The sequence below is a fragment of the Citrobacter sp. Cb041 genome (genome assembly GCF_030336655.1).
Taxonomy (GTDB): domain Bacteria; phylum Pseudomonadota; class Gammaproteobacteria; order Enterobacterales; family Enterobacteriaceae; genus Citrobacter; species Citrobacter braakii.
The window spans coordinates 463,965-486,773 of sequence record NZ_JAOWDD010000039.1 but is presented as its reverse complement, the minus strand read 5'-3'; the positions used below and the strand labels follow the sequence as shown (position 1 = coordinate 486,773).

Sequence of the window (22,809 nt, the reverse complement as noted above, 5' to 3'; positions counted from 1 at the left end):
TAATTTAGAAATCGGTCGACTGATTTTGTAAACCCGACACTTCAATAGTCGACGTTCTCCCCGTTTTCCTGTCCGTGACATTCAGTTGCAGTTGTCCATCCCGGTTGGCGATATCAACGATAAAATCGCTGGTTACCATCCTTCCCGGCTTACCGGTATTGATATTGGTAAGTAAGCCACCGAGTATTTGTGACTGTATCGCCTGGGTAAAGTTATCCAGCGCTGTTGGGGTTTCAATCCCGTAGTCGCCGGCACTCGGATCTTTATACGAGTTTTGCGCCTGGGCGCTGTTCAGTAAAAAAGAGCCGTTATTTGGGTTACCACCAAAGTTAGGATTGCGGAACTGGAACGTCATATTTCCGGCCCAACTTAATGGTGAAATCAGCATGAGCAAAACCACTGCATGTTTGACACGCATGAAAGCCTCCGGACAAAATCATGTTTTAGAATTCATCGCGCGCTAAATCGCTCGTGCTTAATAGTGTTTGATCTATTTGCCGACGATTTAATGCTTCCTCTGTTTCTGCCAATGCAAAGACCACAATTTTGTCGAAGTCTCTTTTCGTCGGGAATAAAAAAGTCTGGAAGATAACGTCCTGATTGACCGTTATGGTGATCCAACTTCCCCAACGTGCACTGGGTCTTTCATTAATGGTTAAGTTTCCTGTGTACTTACTTTCCCACTTGTCACTAAAGGCCCGGTAAAAATCATGGCCAATGGAAGAGACAGTGTGGTCAGTTAACAGTCCGGGAACCTCCACCTCTACAGCCGCGTGTAGATTCCCGGCAGCAAGGAACAAATTTGCTGCCACAATCCAGGTCAAATAGCGTTTCATGGCTTTATCGCCTGAGGTTATCATTGGCCCACGAGACCGCCTGCGTACGATTTTTGACAGCTATCTTTTTGAAAAGATTATAAAGATGTGTTTTCACCGTATTTTCACTAATAAATAGTGAACGCGCGATTTCAATATTTGAGGCGCCGATACGCAGTTTATTAAGGATCTCTTTTTCACGGTGCGTAAGTAATGCCGACTCCGTGCTGTTATAGCGGTAGTTCCCGGAATGCGTGATCAGGTAGCTGGCAAGCTTTTGCGAAAAGTAGCATTCGCCCCGCAACACACCCTGCAAACCGCTGACTACACGCTGCTCATCTTCAGTTGCGTAAAATACGCCATTGATATGCGGCCAGTTTTCAATATCCCGGTAAGGATAATCCTCTGGGGTATTCAACAATAAAGTTTTTATATTGTTGTTTTTTCTGCTCAAATTATCTTGCCAGTAATGGATCAGTTTTTTATCTGCCTCCATCATATCCAGTAAAACAATGCAGCTGGAGGATATATCATCCAGAGAACGTTGAATATTATGTAGTTTTCCGGTTAACGCCAGCGATTGCTTTAAATGCTGTAATAACGCAGTTGCCTGCAGGGATGGTTTAGTGATCAACAATAATGTATGACCATGAATACTATGGACTTCATTAAACATGATGAAACTCCACTTTTTTAGTCGCACACCTGACAGTTGCCTCTACTAAAATAGAGGCACCAGAAGTACTGACAGATGTTGCACTGCTGTGTAGAAATAAAACTTCGACCCAACGGGGTGAAAATATTAAAACAAATGGACTTCAACTGATTTCAATCTAGCTATTACAAATCTTAAAGCAAGTGTTAAACATGTTACATAATGTAAATTTATATATTAAAATGTGATTTTTGCGTTTTTGTGGAGTTTAGATTTGATAGTAAAGTTGTACATTTTAGCGTTATTGCATAGATTTAAAAAATCATACAAATTATAATATCTTATTGAATTTTAAGAAATAAAATTATAATTATATGGTTTTAGATTTCTAATGAATTTTGATTTTTTTGTCTCACTTTAAGTTGAACAATTTTAGATAGAAAAAAATGACACTTGTCACGACTTGTACCGAGGACAATCCCACTACCGTCTGCAAGGCCCAGAAAACGCGGGAAACGCGTTTTTTTGTTACTGCATAGAAATTCACTCATCGGGTTACAAAAGAAATAAAATCCAGAGCTATAACGGTGTTAATTGCGGTTAATTAGTACTTTGGGGTGAATCTGGATATAAAAATACAACTGGTGGGTGAGTTATTTAAAATGTTTCAACGGACATACTCTTCATCGTAACGTGGCGTTAACAAATGTAAGTCACGTTAACAATAATTTGAGTGGTAAATAATTTAACCTTATGTACGACCAGGTCCAGGGTGACAACATGAAAAACAAGTTGTTATTTATGATGTTTACAATGCTGGGTGTGCCTGGGATTGCATCCGCTACAAGTTATGATTTAGCTAACTCAGAATATAACTTTGCGGTAAATGAATTAAGTAAGTCTTCATTTAATCAGGCAGCCATTATTGGTCAGGTTGGCACTGCGAACAGTGCAAATACTCGACAGGGGGGCTCGAAGTTATTGTCGGTTATTTCGCAAGAAGGTTCTGGTAACCGAGCGAAAACAGACCAGACGGGATCATATAACTTTGCATATATTGATCAAACGGGTAGTTCCAATGACGCGAGTATTAAACAAGGTTCATACGGTAATACGGCGGTAATTATCCAGAAAGGTTCTGGTAATAAAGCCAATATTACTCAGTACGGTACACAAAAAACAGCAGTTGTGGTGCAGAGACAGTCGCAAATGGCAATTCGCGTTACTCAACGCTAATCCATTAACGACGATTAAATCAATCCGATGGGGGTTTACCATGAAACTTTTAAAAGTGGCAGCATTCGCAGCAATCGTAGTTTCTGGCAGTGCTCTGGCTGGTGTTGTTCCGCAATGGGGCGGCAATCATCATGGTGGCGGTAGTAATTATGGCCCAGACTCTTCACTGAGTATCTACCAATATGGGTCAAACAACGCTGCGAATGCTCTGCAAAGTGATGCGCGTAAATCAGATGTCACCATCACACAACAGGGGCGCGGTAACGGGGCTGTAGTTGGTCAGGGCGCTGATGACAGTACCATTAGCCTGAAACAGACTGGCTTCCAGAACAATGCCACTATCGATCAGTGGAATGCTAAAAATGCTGATATTAGTGTAACCCAGTTCGGTGGTCGTAACGGTGCGTTGGTTAATCAGACCGCTTCTGACTCCAATGTGCTGATTCAGCAAGTTGGCTTCGGCAACAACGCTACAGCTAACCAACACTAATTCAGTTTTCTGACTGATAATAAACAGGGCGTGAGCCCTGTTTTTTTTTCGGGAGAATATGATGCATACGCTATTACTCATTGCCGCGCTGGCAAATCAAATAACATTCAATACTACTCAGCAAGGTGATATGTACACCATTATTCCTCAGGTGACGTTAACCCAACCGTGCGTATGTGAGGTACAAGTCCTTGCCATACGTAAAGGGCAGGGGGGACAAAGCCAGTCGCAGCAGAAAATAAGCCTTTCGGTCCCTGCTAATCGACCGATTGAATTAACCAAACTGAGCTTTAATATTTCATCTGAGGACTCGGTCAAAATTATCGTTACCGTTTCAGATGGGCAGTCTCTGCATCTGTCGCAACAATGGCCTGACTCAAACAGTCACCCATAATTTTTTGCTGTATTTGCATTAAGGGTGTGGCTGGGAATGCGCTGCTGTTCTATGAATATAGAAGCGTGTGAGCGTTTGTATTTGATCGTTAATCGTAGCGGTGAAGGATCATTTCGATCCCTCAAAGATGGCTAATCATTGAGGAACCCTTATGTGTACATTATTAAAGCGTATTTTAAGTACCAGTTTATGTGCTTTTTCTCTTTTAACCCTCCCTGCAATTGCGCAGCAAATCACAACCGGCGGGGTTATTCATTTTCGCGGAGCGATAGTTGAATCACCTTGCGACGTTAACAGACAGCAGCAGCAAATTGAATTGTCATGTATCCGCAACGGCACCAACCAGAATAGTCTTTACAACCCGCAACAGCTCGCGACAGCCCCTCAGAATGTGCAGGAAATTGCCACAGTCAAAATGCACTACCTCAATGAACAGAAAAACATGGCGATTCTTAATATTGAATATAAATGACTCGCTGTGGCGTAGATATGCACACTTACGGTTAAAAAGAGAGATTTAAGGGAAAACCCTGCTGTACACTTAACGAATGGTGTTTTGTCAGGGGGAACTTATGCAATCACGTGTTCATGTGTTACATGGCGATATTACGACTGTCGCTGTTGATGTGATTGTCAATGCGGCGAATTCATCGCTACTGGGAGGCGGTGGCGTCGATGGCGCAATCCATCGCGCTGCCGGACCAGCATTGCTGGAGGCCTGCAAACAGGTTATCCAGCAACAAGGAGAATGCCCGACAGGGCATGCGGTGATCACTCTGGCGGGGGCGCTTGCGGCAAAAGCGGTCATTCATACCGTAGGACCGGTCTGGCAAGGGGGAGGTCATCATGAGGCCGAACGCCTCGAAGAAGCTTACTTAAACACCCTGCAACTGGCCCTGGCCAATGGTTATCACTCCATTGCTTTTCCGGCGATTAGCACCGGGGCTTATGGCTATCCACGCGCCGCAGCGGCAGAAATAGCGGTGAAAACGGTGCTGAAATTTATTACCCGCCGCGCACTTCCTGATCAGATATACTTCGTGTGCTTTGATGACGAAAACGCTCAACTTTATAAGAGATTGCTAACACAACAAGGTGATGATCACACGGACTGATATGACGCGACTTGAGCGTGCCATCACGCCCCTTTGCGAAGACCACCCGGGAGAATGCGGCATTCTTGCGTTGGATGACAGCCTGGATGCGTTTGCTGCTCGCTATCGGTTAACGGAAATGGCGGAACGTACCCTGGATGTGCAGTATTACATCTGGGAAAACGACATGTCCGGGCTATTGTTATTTTCCGTTCTGCTGGCCGCAGCGAAGCGAGGCGTACGGGTGCGTTTGCTGCTGGATGATAACAACACGCCGGGTTTGGACGACACGCTGCGTCTGCTGGATAAGCACCCCAATATAGAAGTTCGCCTCTTCAATCCGTTTTCCTTTCGCATCCTGCGCGCGCTGGGCTATTTAACCGATTTTGCCCGGCTTAATCGGCGCATGCACAATAAAAGTTATACCGCTGACGGCGTGGTGACTCTCGTTGGTGGGCGTAATATTGGCGATGCCTATTTTGGCGCGGGTGAGCAACCGCTATTTTCCGACCTGGACGTCATGGCTATCGGGCCGGTTGTCAAAGATGTGGCAGATGATTTTGAGCGTTACTGGCACTGTCGCTCGGTTTCAACGTTACAAAATGTGCTTGAGATGTCTGAGCCAGATTCTGTGCAGCGTATTGAGCTACCAGAATCCTGGTATAACGATGATATTACCCGCCGCTATCTGCATAAGCTGGAAACCAGCCAGTTTATGTCCAGTCTCGATCAAAGGTCGCTGCCGCTGATTTGGGCCAAAACGCGTTTGCTGAGCGATGATCCTGCAAAAGGAGAAGGGAAAGCGCCGCGCCACTCGCTATTACCGCAGCGTTTGTTTGACGTAATGGGCTCGCCGACCGAACGTATTGATATTATTTCTGCCTACTTTGTGCCGACGCGTGCCGGTGTGGCGCAGCTCCTGAGACTGGTAAGAAAAGGCGTCAAGATTGCCATTTTAACCAATTCACTGGCGGCGAATGATGTGGCGATCGTCCATGCGGGCTATGCGCGCTGGCGAAAAAAACTGCTGCGCTACGGTGTAGAATTATACGAACTTAAACCGACCCGCGATCGCGTCTCGGTCGTTCACGATCGTGGATTAACAGGTAATTCAGGGTCCAGCCTGCATGCGAAAACGTTCAGTATTGATGATCGCAAAGTGTTTATCGGCTCGCTTAATTTTGATCCTCGTTCGACGCTGCTCAATACGGAAATGGGATTTGTGATTGAGAGTGAAGTGCTGGCCGAATTGATTCATAAACGGTTTATGCAAAGCCAGCGTGATATGGCCTGGCAGCTACGCCTTGACCGTTGGGGGAGAATTAATTGGGTCGACCGACTTTCTGGCAGTGAACAGGTCCTGAAAAAAGAACCCGCCACAGGATTCTGGAAGCGGGTTCTGGTAAAGCTGGCGTCCGTGTTACCCATTGAATGGCTGCTTTGAACCACACAATGATTGAGGGAAAAACTAGCCGGCTACGGCCTTGTTTTTATCCTGCTTAACGGGCGGTTTACCCGAAAAGAGAAACTTCAGCACCGGTATGCGTAAATGGATTTCGTACAGTATTACCGCAATCCCAACCACAAACAGCAGACCGCAGAGAAAACCCAGCAGATTCGACGTGATATGCGGTGTGATGTAAGCGCCAAAAAACAGCGTTAACGGGTGGTGCACCAGATAGATAAACAGCGACGCGTTGACAAAATAGGTCACGCGGGCAGACTGGAAATTAAGCAAACGGTGACCCAACGAAAAGACGACGTTCACCATCCACAGTCCCATGACCATGGTAATGACATATTCTGTTTCATACATCCAGGCATCGCCGTTGCCATAACGCTGATTGAGCAGGTATGCCACAAATGCGAATGCAGCACCGAGCGTGCAACCGCGTGACGGTGTGGTAAACAGCGCTTTCAGATTCGGGTTGATAAACGCCAGTGCGCCGAGGATAAAGAACGGCGCATAGAACAGCGTTTGCATAACGATAAAATTGAACATGCCATCGCTGAGAATCGAAGGGTAGAGGATGAAAATTGTCCTTCTGACGGCAGCGTAACCGACACCTAACAAGATGAAGATCAGCGATAATTTAGTCATCGACACCGCCGGGGCGCTGGCGGCGTCACTACGCGTCAGTCTGTTTTTCATCTGGGTGAACACCCACATGCTCACGGTCGTTAATACGACCAGAACCAGTAAAAACCACAGATGGGAAATCAGCTCCCAGGCCAGTGCATTGTATTTATCGTAGCCGCTGAGAGTATGCCAACTGTCTGCTTTTCCCTTTACGTATTGCAGCATGATAAATTGCGGCAGCGTAAGTAATGGAATCGCGGTCAGCATCGGGATCCCCACGCGTTCTACACGCACCTTCCACCAGCGCTTTAGCGGATAGCGCAAAAATAGCATGTAGGAAAAATAACCCGAAATGACAAAGAAGACTTGCATGCGAAAAGCATGGATAAAGTCGTTAAACAGGGTCAACCACCACGACGGTTCAGCGCTGTTCACGTGCCAGGTGTGGGTCGAGTAAATCAATGAAATATGGAATGGGATCCCTAACAACATTAGCCAGGCACGGATGGAGTCAAGAAAATATTCGCGTGGTGGTGATACAGAGCTCATAGACAGTTATGTATTCTCAGACTTTTCGTCTTATCCCTAAGACGAATAATGGTTACATTCGAGGGCAACCCTACACGAAGTCCAACAACCTGTCTCCAGGATAAGCACGCAAAGTGAAAACAGGTAGTTGAACCTGATTAAACCATGAGCCAGCGCGCGAACAATACAGGGATTCAGTTGTCGGAATACCCGATTATCCATTAAAATGGATCGGATCAATATAAGCACACAAAGGGGGAAGTGCTTACTAATTATGAAACATAAACTACAAATGATGAAAATGCGTTGGTTGGGTGCAGCAGTTATGTTAACGCTGTACACATCATCGAGCTGGGCGTTCAGCATCGATGATGTTGCAAAACAAGCTCAATCCTTAGCCGGTAAAGGCTATGAGGCGCCAAAAAGTAACTTGCCCTCCGTTTTCCGCGACATGAAATATGCGGATTATCAGCAGATCCAGTTTAACCGCGATAAAGCCTACTGGAGCAATCTCAAGACCCCATTTAAGCTCGAGTTCTACCACCAGGGTATGTACTTCGACACGCCGGTCAAAATCAACGAAGTTACCGCTACAGCGGTGAAAAGAATCAAATACAGCCCGGATTATTTTAATTTTGGCGATGTTCAGCATGATAAAGACACGGTAAAAGATCTCGGTTTCGCCGGGTTCAAAGTGCTGTATCCGATCAACAGCAAAGATAAAAACGACGAAATCGTCAGCATGCTCGGTGCCAGCTATTTCCGTGTGCTGGGGGCAGGGCAGGTCTACGGTCTGTCTGCGCGCGGTCTCGCGATTGATACCGCTCTGCCTTCTGGCGAAGAATTTCCCCGCTTCCGTGAGTTTTGGATCGAGCGTCCGAAACCGACTGACAAACGTTTGACCATTTATGCCTTGCTGGATTCTCCGCGCGCAACCGGAGCGTATCGCTTTGTCATCATTCCGGGTCGTGACACGGTCGTCGATGTTCAGTCCAAAGTTTATCTGCGCGACAAAGTGGGCAAGCTGGGTGTGGCACCGTTAACCAGTATGTTCCTGTACGGACCAAACCAGCCTTCTCCGGCGACCAACTATCGTCCGGAACTGCATGACTCTAACGGTTTGTCGATCCACGCTGGCAACGGCGAGTGGATTTGGCGTCCGCTGAATAACCCGAAACATCTGGCGGTGAGCAGCTTTGCGATGGAAAACCCGCAAGGTTTCGGCCTGCTGCAGCGTGGCCGTCAGTTCTCGCGTTTTGAAGATATCGACGATCGTTACGATCTGCGCCCAAGCGCCTGGATCACGCCAAAAGGTGATTGGGGTAAAGGTAAGATTGAGTTAGTTGAAATCCCAACTAACGATGAAACGAACGATAACATCGTTGCGTACTGGACGCCGGATCAACTGCCTGAAGCCGGCAAAGAGATGAACTTCAAGTACACCCTGACGTTCACGCGTGACGAAGACAAGCTTCATGCCCCTGATAGCGCCTGGGTCCAGCAGACTCGTCGTTCTACCGGTGATGTAAAACAGTCTAACCTCATTCGTCAGCCTGATGGCACCATCGCGTTTGTGGTGGACTTTACCGGCACGGATATGAAAAAGCTGCCGCAGGATACCCCGGTTACCGCACAAACCAGTATTGGCGACAACGGCGAGATCGTTGAAAGTACTGTGCGCTACAACCCGGTAACTAAAGGTTGGCGTTTGGTATTGCGCGTGAAAGTGAAAGATGTGAAGAAAACCACTGAAATGCGTGCTGCCTTGGTCAATGCCGATCAGACGCTGAGTGAAACCTGGAGCTACCAGTTACCTGCCAATGAATAAGACAACTGAGTATATTGACGCAATGCCGCTTTCGGATATCGAAAAAGCGGCACTGCCGAAAACTGACATCCGCGCCGTTCATCAGGCGCTGGATGCCGAGCATCGTACGTACTCGCGCGAAGATGATTCACCGCAGGGTTCTGTGAAAGCTCGCCTGGAGCAAGCGTGGCCGGATTCTCTGGCCAAAGAGCAGTTGGTTAAGGACGATGAGGGGCGCGATCAGCTGCAGGCGATGCCAAAAGCAACGCGTACCTCTATGTTCCCCGATCCCTGGCGTACCAACCCGGTTGGCCGCTTTTGGGATCGCCTGCGCGGGCGCGATGTGACTCCGCGTTATCTTTCGCGTTTGACGAAAGAAGAACAGGAGAGCGAGCAAAAATGGCGTACGGTTGGCACCATCCGCCGCTATACGTTGTTGATCTTAACGCTGGCGCAAACGGTCGTCGCAACCTGGTATATGAAGACGATCCTTCCGTATCAGGGTTGGGCATTCATTAATCCTGTTGACATGATGGGGCAGGATTTATGGGTCTCCTTTATGCAACTGCTGCCCTACATGCTCCAGACCGGCATTCTCATTTTGTTTGCCGTGCTTTTCTGTTGGGTTTCAGCAGGATTCTGGACCGCGCTGATGGGCTTCCTGCAACTGTTGATTGGGCGAGATAAGTACAGTATCTCCGCCTCAACGGTTGGGGACGAGCCGTTAAATCCCGAGCACCGGACCGCGTTGATTATGCCGATCTGTAACGAGGACGTTGACCGCGTATTCGCGGGACTTCGCGCCACGTGGGAGTCGGTCAAAGCGACGGGCAACGCCGAGCATTTTGATGTTTACATCCTGAGCGACAGCTACAACCCCGATATCTGCGTAGCAGAACAAAAAGCGTGGATGGAGCTGATTGCCGAAGTGCAAGGCGAAGGGCAGATTTTCTACCGTCGTCGTCGTCGTCGCGTGAAGCGTAAAAGCGGTAACATTGATGACTTCTGCCGTCGCTGGGGAAATCAGTACAGCTACATGGTGGTGCTGGACGCTGACTCCGTGATGAGCGGTGACTGTCTGAGCGGGCTGGTGCGCCTGATGGAAGCGAATCCAAATGCCGGGATTATCCAGTCTTCACCGAAGGCTTCCGGTATGGATACGCTGTATGCGCGCTGTCAGCAGTTTGCGACCCGTGTTTATGGTCCGTTGTTTACCGCTGGACTTCACTTCTGGCAATTGGGGGAATCGCACTACTGGGGCCATAACGCGATTATTCGCGTGAAGCCGTTTATCGAACACTGTGCGCTTGCGCCGTTACCGGGCGAAGGCTCGTTTGCGGGTTCGATCCTCTCCCATGACTTCGTCGAAGCGGCGTTGATGCGTCGTGCCGGCTGGGGCGTGTGGATTGCTTACGATCTGCCGGGCTCTTATGAAGAGCTACCGCCGAACCTGCTGGATGAACTCAAGCGTGACCGTCGCTGGTGTCATGGCAACCTGATGAACTTCCGTCTGTTCCTGGTGAAGGGGATGCACCCGGTTCACCGTGCAGTGTTCCTGACCGGCGTTATGTCCTATCTGTCCGCGCCGCTGTGGTTTATGTTCCTCGCGTTATCGACCGCATTGCAGGTGGTGCATGCGTTGACGGAACCACAGTACTTCCTGCAACCGCGCCAGCTGTTCCCGGTATGGCCGCAGTGGCGTCCTGAACTGGCGATCGCGCTGTTTGCTTCTACGATGGTGCTGCTGTTCCTGCCGAAGCTGCTGAGTATTTTGCTCATCTGGTGTAAAGGGACGAAAGAGTACGGCGGGTTTATCCGCGTCACGCTGTCGCTGCTGCTGGAGGTTCTGTTCTCCGTGCTGCTGGCGCCGGTACGTATGCTGTTCCATACCGTCTTTGTCGTGAGCGCCTTCCTCGGTTGGGAAGTGGTGTGGAATTCGCCGCAGCGTGATGACGATTCCACCCCGTGGGGTGAAGCATTTATGCGTCACGGTTCTCAGTTACTGCTGGGGCTGGTGTGGGCGGTAGGTATGGCCTGGCTGGATCTGCGTTTCCTGTTCTGGCTGGCGCCGATTGTCTTCTCGCTGATCCTGTCGCCGTTTGTTTCCGTGATTTCCAGCCGTTCCACGGTTGGGTTACGTACCAAGCGCTGGAAGCTGTTCCTGATCCCGGAAGAGTATTCTCCGCCGCAGGTGCTGGTGGATACGGATACCTACCTGGTGATGAACCGCAATCGTACACTGGACGACGGCTTTATGCATGCGGTGTTTAACCCGTCATTTAATGCACTGGCAACGGCAATGGCGACTGCACGTCACCGCGCGAGTAACGTGCTTGAGATTGCTCGTGACCGCCATGTGGAGCAGGCGCTGAACGAAACGCCGGAGAAACTAAACCGTGACCGCCGTCTGGTGCTGTTGAGCGATCCGGTGACGATGGCGCGTTTGCACTATCGCGTCTGGAATTCACCTGATAAGTATTCTTCGTGGGTGAATTACTACCAGGGACTGACCCTGAATCCGCTGGCGCTCAGGAAAAAGTAAGCGTTATGTAACGTGAAAATACCGGCCTGGTGCCGGTATTTTTTTATACTAAATAAAAGAGCCGTGAGGTATCAGGTGCGAATATTGGCAGTGGCAATCATGGTGTGCTTGCTGAGCGGATGCGGCAGTATTATTAGCCGAACTATCCCAGGGCAAGGGCACGGAAACCAATACTATCCTGGCGTGCAATGGGATGTCCGGGACTCCGCGTGGCGCTACGTCACCATCCTAGACCTGCCATTTTCGCTGGTGTTTGATACCTTGCTGCTCCCGCTCGACATTCACCACGGACCTTACGAGTAGCTATCGCTCATCCCATTCATCGGCCGCGGTCTGACCCTCTTCGGTATCCAGGGGAGGTTCCAGCTGGAATTCACCTTCATCCCATTCGTGAAGCGTGTTTTCTTCCTGCCACTCCTGACGGATCTCAATTTCATCATAGTCGCCATCAAAAACGCTTTGGGCCGCTTCACCACTCAGCATTGGCAGGCATTCACCCTCACCCTCATCCTCATCAGCAAAGAATTCCGCCTGCCACATAATGTCACCATCCTGTAGCACGTATTTTTGTACGCTTAGCTGTTGAACGCTGGCTTCGTCGGGCTCAAGGTCAGGGTTATCAGCCAGAAATTCTTCACGAGCTGCATCAATGGCTTCTTCCAGCGTGGCATACATGGTCATCAGAGTCTCCCTTTGATTTAATGAAGTATTCAGGGAAATAATAGTTGATTCTCCGATATTGCAAGTATGAATGCACAAAAATCATCCCGTAGCCTCAGTCAGTGCTCCGGCGACGGCGCAGACTATTCCACGAGTAGAAAGCGTTAAACAGTACGACGCCCGCGGTCACGCAGAAGACGGCGCGAAAACCGTAGTTGGCGGATATTGCCGCCCCCATTAACGGCCCCGTTACGTTACCAATATCGCGAAATGACTGGTTATAACTGAAAATACGCCCGGCGATCTGATTGGTCGAGTTATAGACCAGCAGCGTTTGTACTGCCGGGAGCAGAGCGCCGTCAGCGGCCCCCAATAAAAAGCGCAGAACGGCAAGTTGCCAGGGCGATTGTACAAACGACATTGGAATAAGCAGCAGCACGGAGATGACCAGAGCAACAATCAGGATCTTCTCCGGGCCAATTCGATCACCTAATTTGCCGAGCCGCGGGGCGCTAATTAACGCAGCCACACCCGGTACGGAAGCAATCATCCCGCTAATAAAGGCGATGTTACTGACGTTGCCAGCCAGCTCTCGAACGTACAGCGTCAGAATTGGCGCGATGGACCCGGTTGCCACCTGGATTATCAGCGTTGTGACAAACAGGCTCAGCACCAGTTTGGGATTTTTTAACGAGGCCACGACTTCGCGAATGTGTAGCATCTCTTTCTTGCTCACCGGTTGGAAACGTTCGCGAATAAAAAATAGCGTCAGGATAAAACAGAGCAGCAGTACGCTGGCGGTGATGAAAAATACCGGGCGTAGTCCGTACTGATCCGCGAGCAGCCCGCCTGCCAACGGTCCGAGCAGTGCGCCGCTGACGCCGCCGGTGGAAAGCGTTCCCAGCGCCCAGCCGCTTTTATTGCGCGGAACCTGGGTGGCGATGAGTGCATTGGCGTTGGGAATGAAACCGCCGAGCAGACCCAACAGGGCACGCAGGACCAGGAACTGCCAGATATTTTGCGCCAGCCCCATCAGCAGCATCACAATCGCCATACCCAATGCGGAACGCAGCAGCATGATTTTTCGCCCTTTGCGATCGGCAAGGCCACCCCAGAAAGGAGAGGCGATGGCGGAAAAGAGAAAAGTGATGCTGAAGACCAGACCTGACCACATATTCAGGGCGCTATGACCCGTGACGCCGAGACTCTCGACATAGAGGGGCAAAAAGGGCATAACCAGGCTAAATGCTGCACCGGTTAAAAAACAACCCAACCAGGCAACGGTGAGGTTACGTTTCCAGTTTATGGGAGCATCTGAGGGTGACATAGCGTTCCGCAGTGTGGCGCGCTGTTTGCGCTATCGATTGAATATAAGCAAGCAGGCTAATTATGCGCCTGGTTGATAGTTGCTGCAATGCGGATAGCAGTTAAACCTAAAGCGGGCAGGGAAGGTGTTGCAGTCCACAGGACTGCAACCGTGCTTTAGTACAGGGAAGGTGAACCTTCAGGACGCGTCTTGAAACGACGGTGTAGCCACATGTACTGCTCTGGGGCCATCATGATGCATTGCTCAACAATCTTGTTCATCCACGCAGCCGTAGTCTCCGCGTTGTCTAACGGCGGTGAACACTCAGGAGGCAGCATAATCAATTGATAACCTTTACCGTCAGGCTTGCGGCGAGGAACAAACGGTACCAGGCAGGCATTCGACATGCGTGAAAGCATCCAGGTCCCGGAGGTTGTTGCGGCCTGTTCAACAGCAAAAAGCGGGACAAATACGCTGGCGCGGGGACCGTAGTCATGATCCGGCGCATACCAGACCACTTCGCCTTTTTTCAACGCTTTAATCATTCCTTTCAGGTCTTTACGATCGAGCATTGATTTATTAGAGCGCATACGGCCCCAGGTTTGTAGCCAGTCGAGCAGTGGGTTGTCGTTAGGGCGATATACGCCTATCCCCGGCTCCTGCAAACCAAACTGACGCGCACCCAGTTCAAGGGTCAGAAAGTGCAGACCCACTAACAAAATTCCCCGCTTTTGCGCCTGAACGTCGCGGATATGTTCCATCCCGATAACTTCCGTCCAGCGTGAAATGCGCTTGTCAGACCAAAACCAGGCCATTCCGGTTTCCATCACGCCCATGCCCACGGACTCGAAGTTCTTGATGACCATCTGCTGGCGTTCCTGCTCGCTCATTTGCGGGAAGCACAGTTCCAGATTACGGGAAACAATTTTTGCCCGACGTTTCATCAAACGTAATGCCAGACGACCTAATGCGCAGCCCAACTTGTAAAGAACCGGGTAGGGTAACTGCACGATTAACCAAAGGATGCCAATGCCCAGCCAGGTTAACCAATAACGTGGATGCAGTAACGCAGCCGAAAACTTGGGTAAATTCGTCATGTCTATCCTGTCTTCAAACGACCAATTGCCTGTATTGTCGCATTTTTTCGCGCATATCAAAAATTTGTGACGGGAGAACGGTGATTAAACCAGCAATTGTTGTTGCACTTTTATATTGGAGTAAGAAATGTAGCGTAAAATGTGTGGATGTAAATTGGCGGTGTTTGCTTTATTATGCCGCCGATTTTCATTTTCTCCCTATTTGCAGGATACGTACACCATGCCAGTGTTACACAACCGCATTTCGAACGATGCGCTCAAAGCCAAAATGTTGGCTGAGACCGAGTCGCGCACGACGATCTCATTCTATAAATATTTCACCATCGCCAATCCTCAGCACACGCGTGATGCGCTGTACCAGATGTTCACTGCATTGAACGTCTTCGGGCGCGTTTATCTTGCCCATGAAGGAATCAATGCGCAAATCAGCGTACCGCAAAGCAACGTCGAGGCATTCCGCCAGCAGCTTTATGCGTTTGATCCCGCATTCGCCGGGTTACGTCTGAATATCGCGCTGGATGATGATGGTAAATCGTTCTGGGTGCTGCGCATGAAAGTGCGTGAACGCATCGTGGCGGATGGGATTGACGATCCGCAATTTGACGCCAGCAACGTAGGTGATTACCTGAAGGCGGCGGAAGTAAACGCCATGCTGGACGATCCTGACGCGGTATTCATTGATATGCGCAACCACTATGAATACGAAGTGGGCCATTTCGAGAATGCGCTAGAAATCCCGGCAGACACGTTCCGCGACCAGTTACCGAAAGCCGTTGAAATGATGCAGGCGCATAAAGATAAAAAAATCGTTATGTATTGCACGGGCGGGATCCGTTGTGAGAAAGCCAGCGCCTGGATGAAACACAACGGATTTAGCAAAGTCTGGCACATTGAGGGCGGTATTATTGAATATGCCCGCAAGGCGCGTGAACAGGGGCTTCCTGTGCGTTTTGTCGGTAAAAACTTCGTTTTTGATGAGCGTATGGGCGAAAGGATTTCTGAAGATGTTATTGCGCATTGTCATCAGTGCGGAACGGCGTGCGACAGCCATACTAATTGCAAAAATGATGGCTGCCATCTGTTGTTTATCCAGTGTCCGGCCTGCGCGCAGAAGTATAACGGCTGCTGTAGCGAATTGTGTAGCGAAGAGAGTAAGTTGCCGGAAGAAGAGCAACGTCGTCTTCGCGCCGGACGTGAAAATGGCAACAAAATCTTTAATAAGTCACGCGGTCGCCTGAATACCAAACTGGGTATTCCGGACCCTGCGCAATAGTCATCATGCCGGATGGCGGCTTTAGCCCCATCCGGCAACTCATACGTTACTTCTGTTGGACGCCTTCCACTGAGATGATCAGATCGACTTCCTGAGACGCCGGGCCGAGATCGGTGGTGATGTTGAAGTCCTTCAGCTTAATTTTACCTTCTGCTTCAAAACCTGCACGCGTGCCACCCCACGGATCGCCGCCCTGACCGATCAGCTTCGCATCCAGCGTAACCGGTTTAGTGACGCCGTTCAGGGTGAGATTACCGGTGATATCCAGGTCGTTCCCCTCTTTCTTCACGCTGGTAGAGCTAAAGGTCGCCTGCGGGAATTTGGCCACGTTAAGGAAATCTGCGCTGCGCAGGTGCTTGTCGCGTTCGGCGTGATTGGTGTCAACGCTGTTGGTGTTGATGGTGACGTTAACCTTATCGGCTGCGGGATTTTTCTCATCAAAGGTAAAAGTCCCGTCGAAATCTTTAAATGTGCCGTACAGCCAACTGTAACCCAGGTGCTGAATACGGAAATTAACAAAGGCATGCTGTCCTTCTTTGTCAATTTTGTAATCTGCCGCCACGGCTGACCCGGTGGTGAATAACAGAGAGGCGAGTGTAAGTCCCAGCAGGTTTTTTTTCATTTTAAGCTCCATAGTCAGATGACGATTTTCCCAACATGCGATTCAGGGTATCGTCGTTATCGATAAAGTGATGTTTCAGGGCCATCAGTCCGTGCAGAAGCGATAAAACCACCACGGTCCACGCAAGCCACAGGTGCAGACTACCGGCGAGGTCGGCCTGAGCGCCCGCATTGGCAAGGGTGGCAGGAATGTCGAACCAACCAAATACGCTTATCGCTTTGCCATCAGCGGTCGAAATCAAATACCCGCTGATGACAATTGAAAAGAGCAATGTGTATAGCGCGAGGTGACCCAGTGCCGCCGCGATGCGGGTGAAACGGGAATAACTTGCCAGCGCAGGAGGAGGAGGGGAGATCAACCGCCAGACGACGCGGATAACCAGCCCCATCATGAGCATAACGCCGATGCTTTTATGCAGTTCAGGGGCCTGGTGATACCAACCGTCGTAATAGCTGAGTGTGACCATCCACAATCCCAGCGCAAACATGCCATATACAGCAATCGCAATCAGCCAGTGTAAAGCGGCAGACACCACGCCATAGCGTTGTGGAGTATTATTGAATTGCATAAGTGCACCGTTAGATATTTCAGAAGTGAATGAAAATGGCGCGTAAAAGACATTAATGCAACTAATAAATAACAATAATGATGATATTTGTTTTTGATTCAATAAAATTGATTGAATTGTGAAGTAATCATCAAGGAATTAGTAGGGATGGATGACATTAAGGCGTGGTTTCTGGGGGGTTAAGGTATTTTTCTTGTTCAGTTAATTGCAATGAAAATTAAGTTAATATCAGTTTATGTCAATTAGTGTCAGCGTTGCGGGTTCAGAAAAACATAATATATATCACATCCATAATTGCCAGCAGCGACCATAAAATAATGTAGAGCATAAGATGCTCGCGAATATTATTAACCAGATAGTGAAAGATGCGGCGCATCAACGTTATTCCTGTCATTAAAAATGGCCTCACCAACGAGGCCATTCATTTATTATCGCTTAAAACGACTTAGCCTGAAGGGCGTCAGGTCAAAGTCAGACGATTTGTCCTGGGCGAAGTCAGCCGCAATCTCTCCGAGGACGGAGGCAAACTTAAAGCCATGTCCGCTCAGCCCGGTGATGATCAGCGTGTTGTCATGCTCCGGTAGAGTATCAATAATAAAGTCTTCATCTGGTGAGTTATCATAGGTGCAGGACGCACCGTGCAGACAGCAACCCACGCCTGGCAGTATTGTACGCAGGAATGGGAAGGCTTCAGAACCATCGCTGGCTACAGCGGCAAACGGCTTGCGCTCTTCTGCCGAATGAATTACCTGTCCGCCATTGTGCTTACCAATTTTTAGCTCGTCGTTTTCTGCCGGGAAACCGTAGAATTGATCGCCATTTGGTAGCTCCCCGGTGAAGGCAGGGAAGTTATTCTTAACGCTGTAACGCCCATCGGCTTGATACCAGGCGAACACTTTGCGTACCGGTTGTATCGGTAGTTCAGGGACTAATGCCTGTACCCAGGTTCCGGCGCTGATCACCGCTTTTTGCGCGTGATAGTCACCATCGGCGGTTTCTACCGTGACGCCATCATCACTATGACGAATTGCGCTGACCGGGCATTTAAATAGCTGCGCACAGCCTGCTTCCTCCGCCAGACGGATCCAGGTTTTAATCGCTAACTCACTACGTAAAAAACCAGACTCCGCTTCAAACAGACCGATATAGTTTTCAGGTACGCGAATCTCTGGCCAGCGCGCCATAATGGCTGCTGCATCCAGTTGTTCAACATTGAGTTGCCACTGTTTTGCGCTTTGCGCCGCGGTCGCTAAGAAGGTTGAATCTGCCGGACCAAGGTTGATGACACCAGAGCGCACAAAAATCGGCTCTTCATTTTGGGTGGATAATTCATCCCATAATGTTTGCGCACGCAGCACCAGCGGAACATATTTTTCACCTTCGCCATAGGCATGACGAATTAATCGAGTGTCGCCGTGGTGGCTGCCCTGCTGATGCGGTGGCATATGCGCATCGATCATCAGAACCTTCAGACCGGCGCGAGTGGCATAGTATCCGGCTGCGGCACCCACGGAACCGCTGCCAATTATGATTAAGTCGTATTTCATCCGCTTCTCTCTGCAATCGCGATAGTAGCAGGGTAAATAAGTGACCCGGAATATTCAACCTGGAAATAAGAAAGGCACCGGAAAGGTGCCTTTTGATGGTTGGATGTATCAGATTTAATGTCGCTGATACTCATTTACCTGGTAATCGCCGGATTCAATTTTAGCGATTCCTGCTTCTAATATCGAAATAAATTGCCTGGCAACATCAGTGGTTAACCAGAGCGTTTGACCAACTTCAGTCCCATCCGGGTCTGGACGATTCGGGGTCTGGTAGTGCAAACGCAGCATCAGCGCATCGTAGCTATCAACAGTGCTGATGTCCCATCCTACTAACGGATGAGTCTGAATGACTTCATTATTCTTTTCCATCATGCCCCCTAATTCGTGTTACTAGACAACGGTTTTCGAGGTTCAATGCGTTTTTTCTGAAGCAACTTCAGTATATCAATAAATAAGGGTATTCATTGAAAATTTAAAGAGGTAAGCACATAAAATTTTCGTTTTCAGCGTTATCTGACTAACAAACCGACATGTTATTCATTTTTTTTAAGCATGTTGCACAATTATTTTGGTGTTGTGGTTAAAAGATAGCCGGGAGTTTATTATTAAAATATCAGTTTGTCAGAAGGAATGAACTATTGATTAAAAGATGGTGTGTATAAAAAAGCCGGGGCGACCCGGCAAACAAACATCACTGCATATCATTATTTATTCATTGATGAACCAGTCATCCGCGCTTTCCCAGGTCTCCTGGAGGATCTCGCTGATGCGTTCTTTATCCTCTTTGGTGGCACCAATAACCGACAGATTGTTTGCGCCGGCATAACGGACGGTAACGTTACCTTCGTTATCCGGAAAATGGTGCTGAATACGGCGGGAGAGTTCACCTGCCAGCGCGTCAATTGCACCAGCAGGTAAAGGTGAAGTTTTGGCAATAGTGACTTCAATACGCATAGTAGCCCCCTGTGGAATATACTGTTTATTTATACAGTTATTCTCGCCAGTTGGCTACACTTTTTTTAGCTTTTCACGGACCAGTGTACCGTTTCGCCACCCAGGAAAGGCACCAGCGTATCATCTTGCAGCGCAATGCTCTCTGGGACCTGGTGCTCCACGCGTTCCAGCTCAATAAAGGTTTCATTCACCGGCAAACCGTAGAACTGTGGGCCATTGAGTGAGCAGAAGGCTTCAAAATGGTCCAGTGCATTCATCTCTTCAAACACGGTGGCATAACTGCCCAGTGCGGTCGGCGCATTAAAGCAGCCCGCACAGCCACAGCTTGACTCTTTACGATGACGCGCATGCGGCGCTGAGTCGGTACCGAGGAAGGCGCGGTTAAACCCGCTGGCGACCAGCTCACGCAGCGCCTGTTGATGGACGTTACGTTTGAGGATCGGCAGGCAGTACAGATGAGGGCGAATCCCGCCGACCAGCATGTGGTTGCGGTTAAACATCAGGTGCTGCGGCGTAATGGTCGCCGCCAGAAGGTCGTTGCCGTCGCGCACGTATTCGGCAGCATCTTTAGTCGTGATATGTTCGAACACCACTTTCAGCGCAGTTAAACGCTGACGCAGTGGTTCCATCACAGTTTCAATAAAGCGCGCCTCGCGATCGAAAATATCGATATCCGCATGCGTCACTTCGCCGTGCACCAGCAGAGGCATACCCAATTTTTCCATCCGCTCCAGCACTGGCATGATGGCATCAATAGAGGTTACGCCATGCGTCGAGTTGGTGGTGGCATTGGCCGGATAGAGTTTTGCGGCGGTGAACACGCCTTCGTTGAATCCACGTTCCAGCTCATTGGGATCCAGCGTATCCGTTAAGTAGCAGGTCATTAATGGCGTGAAGTCGTGTCCGGCAGGTACCGCGTCAAGAATTCGCTGGCGGTAAGCGATAGCCGCGTCCACCGTGGTGACGGGCGGAGCCAGGTTCGGCATGACAATGGCGCGGCCATAAACTTCGCTGGTATAGGGCACGACAGTTTTTAACATGTCGCCATCGCGAAAGTGAAGATGCCAGTCGTCTGGGCGGCGGATCTTTAAAACCTGGGATGGTGCAGTCATCAATATGCTCCGGCTGAGGATAGTCTTTTTTGCCGGAAACAAAGGATAAGCGGAAACGTTTTCGTTTGCACGAAAAAAAAAGGGCGCATCGGCGCCCTCTGTCATATTAGTCGGTGAACGGGATAATGATTTCTCCCGGTTTCACCTCAATGCCTTTCGCCAGTTTTTTCGCCAGCGCTTCCCCCTGGCTGCTGTCATCCCGCAGAATGTACGCTGGCTGCTGGTTGAAATAGTTGCGCAGCGACTGATTTAAATAAGGCATCAGCGTTTGCAGTACCGACTGCATTTTTTCCGGCGTGACGGTAGCGTCCACGACTTCCATTTCTTGCAGATAAATCGCGCCTTTTTCTTTATTGAAAACCGGTAAGGCTTTTAGCTTCAACTTCATGGTCGCTTTCTGACTGCCAAACAGGGAGTTCATGTCCAGATTGGCGTCTCCGGTCAGCGTCACTTTATTGGGTTCTTCACGGCCTATCTGGCTGGAGAGATTGTTCAGTACGATATGTGCTTCAGCGACGCCAGGCAAACCGATATCTTTAGAAAAGTTATTATTCTTCGCCAGGGCCTGATTAATCTCTTGTTCGCTAACCGTGTATTGCGTGAGTTGATTACAACCAACCAACAGGCCGCTGACAATTAGTGCAGCGGCAAAAAAAAACTTTTTCATGGGGTTCCTCAACATGATGCTTGTGGTGTAATCGTGACACAAAGCATCATCGAGCACCAGCGCAGCGGGTAACAGCAGAAAAAACTGAAAAATGCGCGTACACCAGATTGGCTATCAGGCGTCAGGCTCCAGCATACCACGCGTTGGGCGTTTGAGACTGAATTGCCAGCCCAGCGCCAGGAAAGTGATGAAGCCGATAATACCGAGCATCATCCAGGGCAGCTCAGGTTGTGCCAAGGCTTTACCCATGTCAAACAGCCAGCCGCCGCCGATATAACCAATGGCGCCGCCGATGGCGAGTCCCAGTCGACTGAAACCCATATAGCTTCCCCGGGCACGTGCATTCGCCAGCGAGGCGCTCAGGGTCTCACGCGCCGGTTCGGCGATGATTGAGCCAATATAGAACGTGCAAATCAGGGTGAACAACTGCTGCAAATTCCCGACCAGGCCGATGGGCATCATGCTTACAGACATCACCAGCAGACCGGCCATCAGGCGATGCTCAAGGCGAAAGCGTTTTTCACTCCAGCGGGCAATCGGGTAGAGCAACGTTAAAGAGAGGCACGCCTCGATGGCATACATCCATTTCACTGCGGCCGGTGACCCAGCGATGTCGTTCACCATTATTGGCAGCATCAGCATCACTTGTACCGCCAGCATGTAATAGCCCGCCAGCGTCAGCACATAAGTGACAAAGCGCTTGTCATGCATCACGTGGCTCATTCCTTCGCGCACCGGAATTTTCACCGTTGACAGCTTCCATGCCGGAAGTAGCCAGGCGTTAAACGCCGCGCACAGAACGAACAAAATTGCGCCGGTGGCACACACCAGACGGAAATCGTATTGCAATAACCAACTGCCGAGCAACGCGCCAACCACGGCCCCGGCGCTATCCTGCATCATCAGAATAGAGAAAAAACGCCCGCGCTTTTCCGGACGGATCAGTTTGACCACCAGCGCCGAGCGGGGAGGGTCGAACAACGTGCCGCCCAGCCCGGAAAGAAAGCAGGAAAACCACAGCAGCCACGGTTCATGGGCAATGCCCATGGTGGCGAATCCGGCAGCGCGCATCAGCATGCCGGTGACGATCATCGGTTTTGCCCCGAAACGGTCAGCAATAGCACCGCCGAAGATACCTAAACCTTGCTGGATAAATTGACGTAATCCTAGCGCGATACCGACCATCACGGCGGCCCAGCCCATTTGATCGACGAAACGAATTGAGATCAGCGGGAAAACGACGAAGAAACCCAGCACGACCAGCATGTTATCGATAAGAAGGAAGTATTTACCCAGGTTCCTTGCCTGCGAGACTTGCGACATTTCCCCTCCAGGGAAAAACTCGTCACTCTGGATAGAGTT

The 22,809-nt window shown here is 49.7% G+C and carries 26 protein-coding genes; 10 read left to right on the top strand and 16 right to left on the bottom strand.

Features of this window, described 5'->3' with window-relative positions; translation table 11 throughout:
• Positions 1-4: 4 nt before the first annotated feature.
• From csgF to csgD, 3 genes are read right to left on the bottom strand one after another with little or no spacing between them, the layout of a single operon-like run.
• The gene (csgF, locus tag OGV52_RS15390) at positions 5-418 is read right to left on the bottom strand and encodes a curli production assembly/transport protein CsgF (RefSeq protein ID WP_016152599.1); all 414 of its coding nucleotides are present in this window, start codon (positions 416-418) and stop codon (positions 5-7) included.
• A gap of 25 nt (positions 419-443) precedes the next feature.
• Complete coding sequence (csgE, locus tag OGV52_RS15385; protein ID WP_016152600.1) at positions 444-836, bottom strand: curli production assembly/transport protein CsgE; 393 nt, start codon at positions 834-836, stop codon at positions 444-446.
• Between the two features lie 4 nt (positions 837-840).
• Complete coding sequence (csgD, locus tag OGV52_RS15380) at positions 841-1,491, bottom strand: biofilm master transcriptional regulator CsgD (protein WP_181220568.1); 651 nt, start codon at positions 1,489-1,491, stop codon at positions 841-843.
• A 759-nt stretch (positions 1,492-2,250) separates the two neighbouring features.
• Here csgD and csgB point away from each other — a divergent pair.
• The 6 genes from csgB to OGV52_RS15350 all read left to right on the top strand — a co-directional run bounded on the left by csgB (position 2,251) and on the right by OGV52_RS15350 (position 6,128).
• Complete coding sequence (gene csgB, locus OGV52_RS15375) at positions 2,251-2,706, top strand: curli minor subunit CsgB (RefSeq protein WP_019076446.1); 456 nt, start codon at positions 2,251-2,253, stop codon at positions 2,704-2,706.
• A gap of 40 nt (positions 2,707-2,746) precedes the next feature.
• On the top strand, positions 2,747-3,196 hold the full coding sequence (csgA, locus tag OGV52_RS15370) for a curli major subunit CsgA (protein WP_016156176.1): 450 nt from the start codon (positions 2,747-2,749) through the stop codon (positions 3,194-3,196).
• Between the two features lie 61 nt (positions 3,197-3,257).
• Complete coding sequence (gene csgC / locus OGV52_RS15365; RefSeq protein WP_016152602.1) at positions 3,258-3,590, top strand: curli assembly chaperone CsgC; 333 nt, start codon at positions 3,258-3,260, stop codon at positions 3,588-3,590.
• Positions 3,591-3,741: 151 nt separating this feature from the next.
• Positions 3,742-4,062, top strand: a complete 321-nt coding sequence (locus OGV52_RS15360) for a YmdA family protein (RefSeq protein WP_016152603.1) — start codon at positions 3,742-3,744, stop codon at positions 4,060-4,062.
• Between the two features lie 100 nt (positions 4,063-4,162).
• Positions 4,163-4,705, top strand: coding sequence for an O-acetyl-ADP-ribose deacetylase (ymdB, locus tag OGV52_RS15355; protein WP_016156177.1), 543 nt, complete (start codon positions 4,163-4,165; stop codon positions 4,703-4,705).
• Entirely contained in the window at positions 4,689-6,128 is a 1,440-nt protein-coding gene (locus OGV52_RS15350; RefSeq protein ID WP_152903216.1) for a phospholipase D family protein, read from the top strand. The genes ymdB and OGV52_RS15350 overlap by 17 nt, the downstream gene beginning before the upstream one ends.
• Before the next feature lie 24 nt (positions 6,129-6,152).
• Here the strand turns inward: OGV52_RS15350 and mdoC are convergent, their stop codons facing one another.
• Positions 6,153-7,313: a glucans biosynthesis protein MdoC gene (gene mdoC, locus OGV52_RS15345; RefSeq protein WP_016152606.1), complete on the bottom strand. Its 1,161-nt coding sequence runs from the start codon at positions 7,311-7,313 to the stop codon at positions 6,153-6,155.
• 271 nt (positions 7,314-7,584) lie between these two features.
• Here mdoC and mdoG point away from each other — a divergent pair, with 271 nt between their 5' ends.
• From mdoG to OGV52_RS15330, 3 genes are all read left to right on the top strand, one after another.
• Positions 7,585-9,120 (top strand): glucans biosynthesis protein MdoG, encoded by a 1,536-nt coding sequence (gene mdoG / locus OGV52_RS15340; protein WP_085951042.1) that lies wholly within the window; start codon positions 7,585-7,587, stop codon positions 9,118-9,120.
• On the top strand, positions 9,113-11,641 hold the full coding sequence (gene mdoH, locus OGV52_RS15335; protein ID WP_019076449.1) for a glucans biosynthesis glucosyltransferase MdoH: 2,529 nt from the start codon (positions 9,113-9,115) through the stop codon (positions 11,639-11,641). Before mdoG ends, mdoH begins: the two co-directional genes overlap by 8 nt.
• 75 nt (positions 11,642-11,716) lie before the next feature.
• On the top strand, positions 11,717-11,944 hold the full coding sequence (locus tag OGV52_RS15330; RefSeq protein WP_016152609.1) for a YceK/YidQ family lipoprotein: 228 nt from the start codon (positions 11,717-11,719) through the stop codon (positions 11,942-11,944).
• Here the strand turns inward: OGV52_RS15330 and OGV52_RS15325 are convergent, their stop codons facing one another.
• The 3 genes from OGV52_RS15325 to OGV52_RS15315 form a co-directional block, all read right to left on the bottom strand.
• Positions 11,945-12,322, bottom strand: coding sequence for a MysB family protein (locus OGV52_RS15325; RefSeq protein WP_016152610.1), 378 nt, complete (start codon positions 12,320-12,322; stop codon positions 11,945-11,947). It abuts the gene before it with no gap.
• 94 nt (positions 12,323-12,416) lie between these two features.
• Positions 12,417-13,628: a multidrug efflux MFS transporter MdtG gene (gene mdtG / locus OGV52_RS15320; protein WP_200046478.1), complete on the bottom strand. Its 1,212-nt coding sequence runs from the start codon at positions 13,626-13,628 to the stop codon at positions 12,417-12,419.
• Between the two features lie 155 nt (positions 13,629-13,783).
• Positions 13,784-14,704: a Kdo(2)-lipid IV(A) acyltransferase gene (locus tag OGV52_RS15315; RefSeq protein WP_287108731.1), complete on the bottom strand. Its 921-nt coding sequence runs from the start codon at positions 14,702-14,704 to the stop codon at positions 13,784-13,786.
• Between the two features lie 220 nt (positions 14,705-14,924).
• On the opposite strand from OGV52_RS15315, the gene trhO reads away from it, so the two are divergent.
• The gene (gene trhO / locus OGV52_RS15310; protein ID WP_287108729.1) at positions 14,925-15,977 is read left to right on the top strand and encodes an oxygen-dependent tRNA uridine(34) hydroxylase TrhO; all 1,053 of its coding nucleotides are present in this window, start codon (positions 14,925-14,927) and stop codon (positions 15,975-15,977) included.
• A gap of 46 nt (positions 15,978-16,023) precedes the next feature.
• Here trhO and OGV52_RS15305 read toward each other — a convergent pair whose 3' ends face one another.
• The 9 genes from OGV52_RS15305 to mdtH all read right to left on the bottom strand — a co-directional run bounded on the left by OGV52_RS15305 (position 16,024) and on the right by mdtH (position 22,770).
• Positions 16,024-16,599, bottom strand: coding sequence for a YceI family protein (locus tag OGV52_RS15305; RefSeq protein ID WP_016152614.1), 576 nt, complete (start codon positions 16,597-16,599; stop codon positions 16,024-16,026).
• A gap of 1 nt (position 16,600) precedes the next feature.
• On the bottom strand, positions 16,601-17,167 hold the full coding sequence (locus OGV52_RS15300) for a cytochrome b (RefSeq protein WP_049282343.1): 567 nt from the start codon (positions 17,165-17,167) through the stop codon (positions 16,601-16,603).
• Positions 17,168-17,429: 262 nt separating this feature from the next.
• Positions 17,430-17,543, bottom strand: a complete 114-nt coding sequence (locus tag OGV52_RS15295; RefSeq protein ID WP_003036148.1) for a YceO family protein — start codon at positions 17,541-17,543, stop codon at positions 17,430-17,432.
• 52 nt (positions 17,544-17,595) lie between these two features.
• Complete coding sequence (gene solA, locus OGV52_RS15290; RefSeq protein ID WP_047501073.1) at positions 17,596-18,714, bottom strand: N-methyl-L-tryptophan oxidase; 1,119 nt, start codon at positions 18,712-18,714, stop codon at positions 17,596-17,598.
• A 114-nt stretch (positions 18,715-18,828) separates the two neighbouring features.
• The gene (gene bssS, locus OGV52_RS15285; protein ID WP_003036154.1) at positions 18,829-19,083 is read right to left on the bottom strand and encodes a biofilm formation regulator BssS; all 255 of its coding nucleotides are present in this window, start codon (positions 19,081-19,083) and stop codon (positions 18,829-18,831) included.
• Positions 19,084-19,422: 339 nt separating this feature from the next.
• Positions 19,423-19,668, bottom strand: a complete 246-nt coding sequence (gene dinI / locus OGV52_RS15280; protein ID WP_003036157.1) for a DNA damage-inducible protein I — start codon at positions 19,666-19,668, stop codon at positions 19,423-19,425.
• Between the two features lie 65 nt (positions 19,669-19,733).
• Positions 19,734-20,780, bottom strand: coding sequence for a dihydroorotase (pyrC, locus tag OGV52_RS15275; protein ID WP_049259720.1), 1,047 nt, complete (start codon positions 20,778-20,780; stop codon positions 19,734-19,736).
• 106 nt (positions 20,781-20,886) lie between these two features.
• Positions 20,887-21,447 (bottom strand): lipoprotein, encoded by a 561-nt coding sequence (locus tag OGV52_RS15270; RefSeq protein ID WP_200046480.1) that lies wholly within the window; start codon positions 21,445-21,447, stop codon positions 20,887-20,889.
• Positions 21,448-21,561: 114 nt separating this feature from the next.
• Positions 21,562-22,770 carry a multidrug efflux MFS transporter MdtH gene (mdtH, locus tag OGV52_RS15265; RefSeq protein ID WP_287108727.1) on the bottom strand — a complete coding sequence of 403 codons (1,209 nt, stop codon included), beginning with the start codon at positions 22,768-22,770 and terminating at the stop codon, positions 21,562-21,564.
• Positions 22,771-22,809: the final 39 nt, after the last annotated feature.

What these genes read in the sequence shown, in the direction of transcription:
- csgF (WP_016152599.1), bottom strand. Translation starts at nt 418, where the DNA reads ATGCGTGTCAAACATGCAGTGGTTTTGCTCATGCTGATTTCACCATTA.
- csgE (WP_016152600.1), bottom strand. Translation starts at nt 836, where the DNA reads ATGAAACGCTATTTGACCTGGATTGTGGCAGCAAATTTGTTCCTTGCT.
- csgD (WP_181220568.1), bottom strand. Translation starts at nt 1,491, where the DNA reads ATGTTTAATGAAGTCCATAGTATTCATGGTCATACATTATTGTTGATC.
- csgB (WP_019076446.1), top strand. Translation starts at nt 2,251, where the DNA reads ATGAAAAACAAGTTGTTATTTATGATGTTTACAATGCTGGGTGTGCCT.
- csgA (WP_016156176.1), top strand. Translation starts at nt 2,747, where the DNA reads ATGAAACTTTTAAAAGTGGCAGCATTCGCAGCAATCGTAGTTTCTGGC.
- csgC (WP_016152602.1), top strand. Translation starts at nt 3,258, where the DNA reads ATGCATACGCTATTACTCATTGCCGCGCTGGCAAATCAAATAACATTC.
- OGV52_RS15360 (WP_016152603.1), top strand. Translation starts at nt 3,742, where the DNA reads ATGTGTACATTATTAAAGCGTATTTTAAGTACCAGTTTATGTGCTTTT.
- ymdB (WP_016156177.1), top strand. Translation starts at nt 4,163, where the DNA reads ATGCAATCACGTGTTCATGTGTTACATGGCGATATTACGACTGTCGCT.
- OGV52_RS15350 (WP_152903216.1), top strand. Translation starts at nt 4,689, where the DNA reads ATGATCACACGGACTGATATGACGCGACTTGAGCGTGCCATCACGCCC.
- mdoC (WP_016152606.1), bottom strand. Translation starts at nt 7,313, where the DNA reads ATGAGCTCTGTATCACCACCACGCGAATATTTTCTTGACTCCATCCGT.
- mdoG (WP_085951042.1), top strand. Translation starts at nt 7,585, where the DNA reads ATGATGAAAATGCGTTGGTTGGGTGCAGCAGTTATGTTAACGCTGTAC.
- mdoH (WP_019076449.1), top strand. Translation starts at nt 9,113, where the DNA reads ATGAATAAGACAACTGAGTATATTGACGCAATGCCGCTTTCGGATATC.
- OGV52_RS15325 (WP_016152610.1), bottom strand. Translation starts at nt 12,322, where the DNA reads ATGACCATGTATGCCACGCTGGAAGAAGCCATTGATGCAGCTCGTGAA.
- mdtG (WP_200046478.1), bottom strand. Translation starts at nt 13,628, where the DNA reads ATGTCACCCTCAGATGCTCCCATAAACTGGAAACGTAACCTCACCGTT.
- OGV52_RS15315 (WP_287108731.1), bottom strand. Translation starts at nt 14,704, where the DNA reads ATGACGAATTTACCCAAGTTTTCGGCTGCGTTACTGCATCCACGTTAT.
- trhO (WP_287108729.1), top strand. Translation starts at nt 14,925, where the DNA reads ATGCCAGTGTTACACAACCGCATTTCGAACGATGCGCTCAAAGCCAAA.
- OGV52_RS15305 (WP_016152614.1), bottom strand. Translation starts at nt 16,599, where the DNA reads ATGAAAAAAAACCTGCTGGGACTTACACTCGCCTCTCTGTTATTCACC.
- OGV52_RS15300 (WP_049282343.1), bottom strand. Translation starts at nt 17,167, where the DNA reads ATGCAATTCAATAATACTCCACAACGCTATGGCGTGGTGTCTGCCGCT.
- OGV52_RS15295 (WP_003036148.1), bottom strand. Translation starts at nt 17,543, where the DNA reads ATGCGCCGCATCTTTCACTATCTGGTTAATAATATTCGCGAGCATCTT.
- solA (WP_047501073.1), bottom strand. Translation starts at nt 18,714, where the DNA reads ATGAAATACGACTTAATCATAATTGGCAGCGGTTCCGTGGGTGCCGCA.
- bssS (WP_003036154.1), bottom strand. Translation starts at nt 19,083, where the DNA reads ATGGAAAAGAATAATGAAGTCATTCAGACTCATCCGTTAGTAGGATGG.
- dinI (WP_003036157.1), bottom strand. Translation starts at nt 19,668, where the DNA reads ATGCGTATTGAAGTCACTATTGCCAAAACTTCACCTTTACCTGCTGGT.
- pyrC (WP_049259720.1), bottom strand. Translation starts at nt 20,780, where the DNA reads ATGACTGCACCATCCCAGGTTTTAAAGATCCGCCGCCCAGACGACTGG.
- OGV52_RS15270 (WP_200046480.1), bottom strand. Translation starts at nt 21,447, where the DNA reads ATGAAAAAGTTTTTTTTTGCCGCTGCACTAATTGTCAGCGGCCTGTTG.
- mdtH (WP_287108727.1), bottom strand. Translation starts at nt 22,770, where the DNA reads ATGTCGCAAGTCTCGCAGGCAAGGAACCTGGGTAAATACTTCCTTCTT.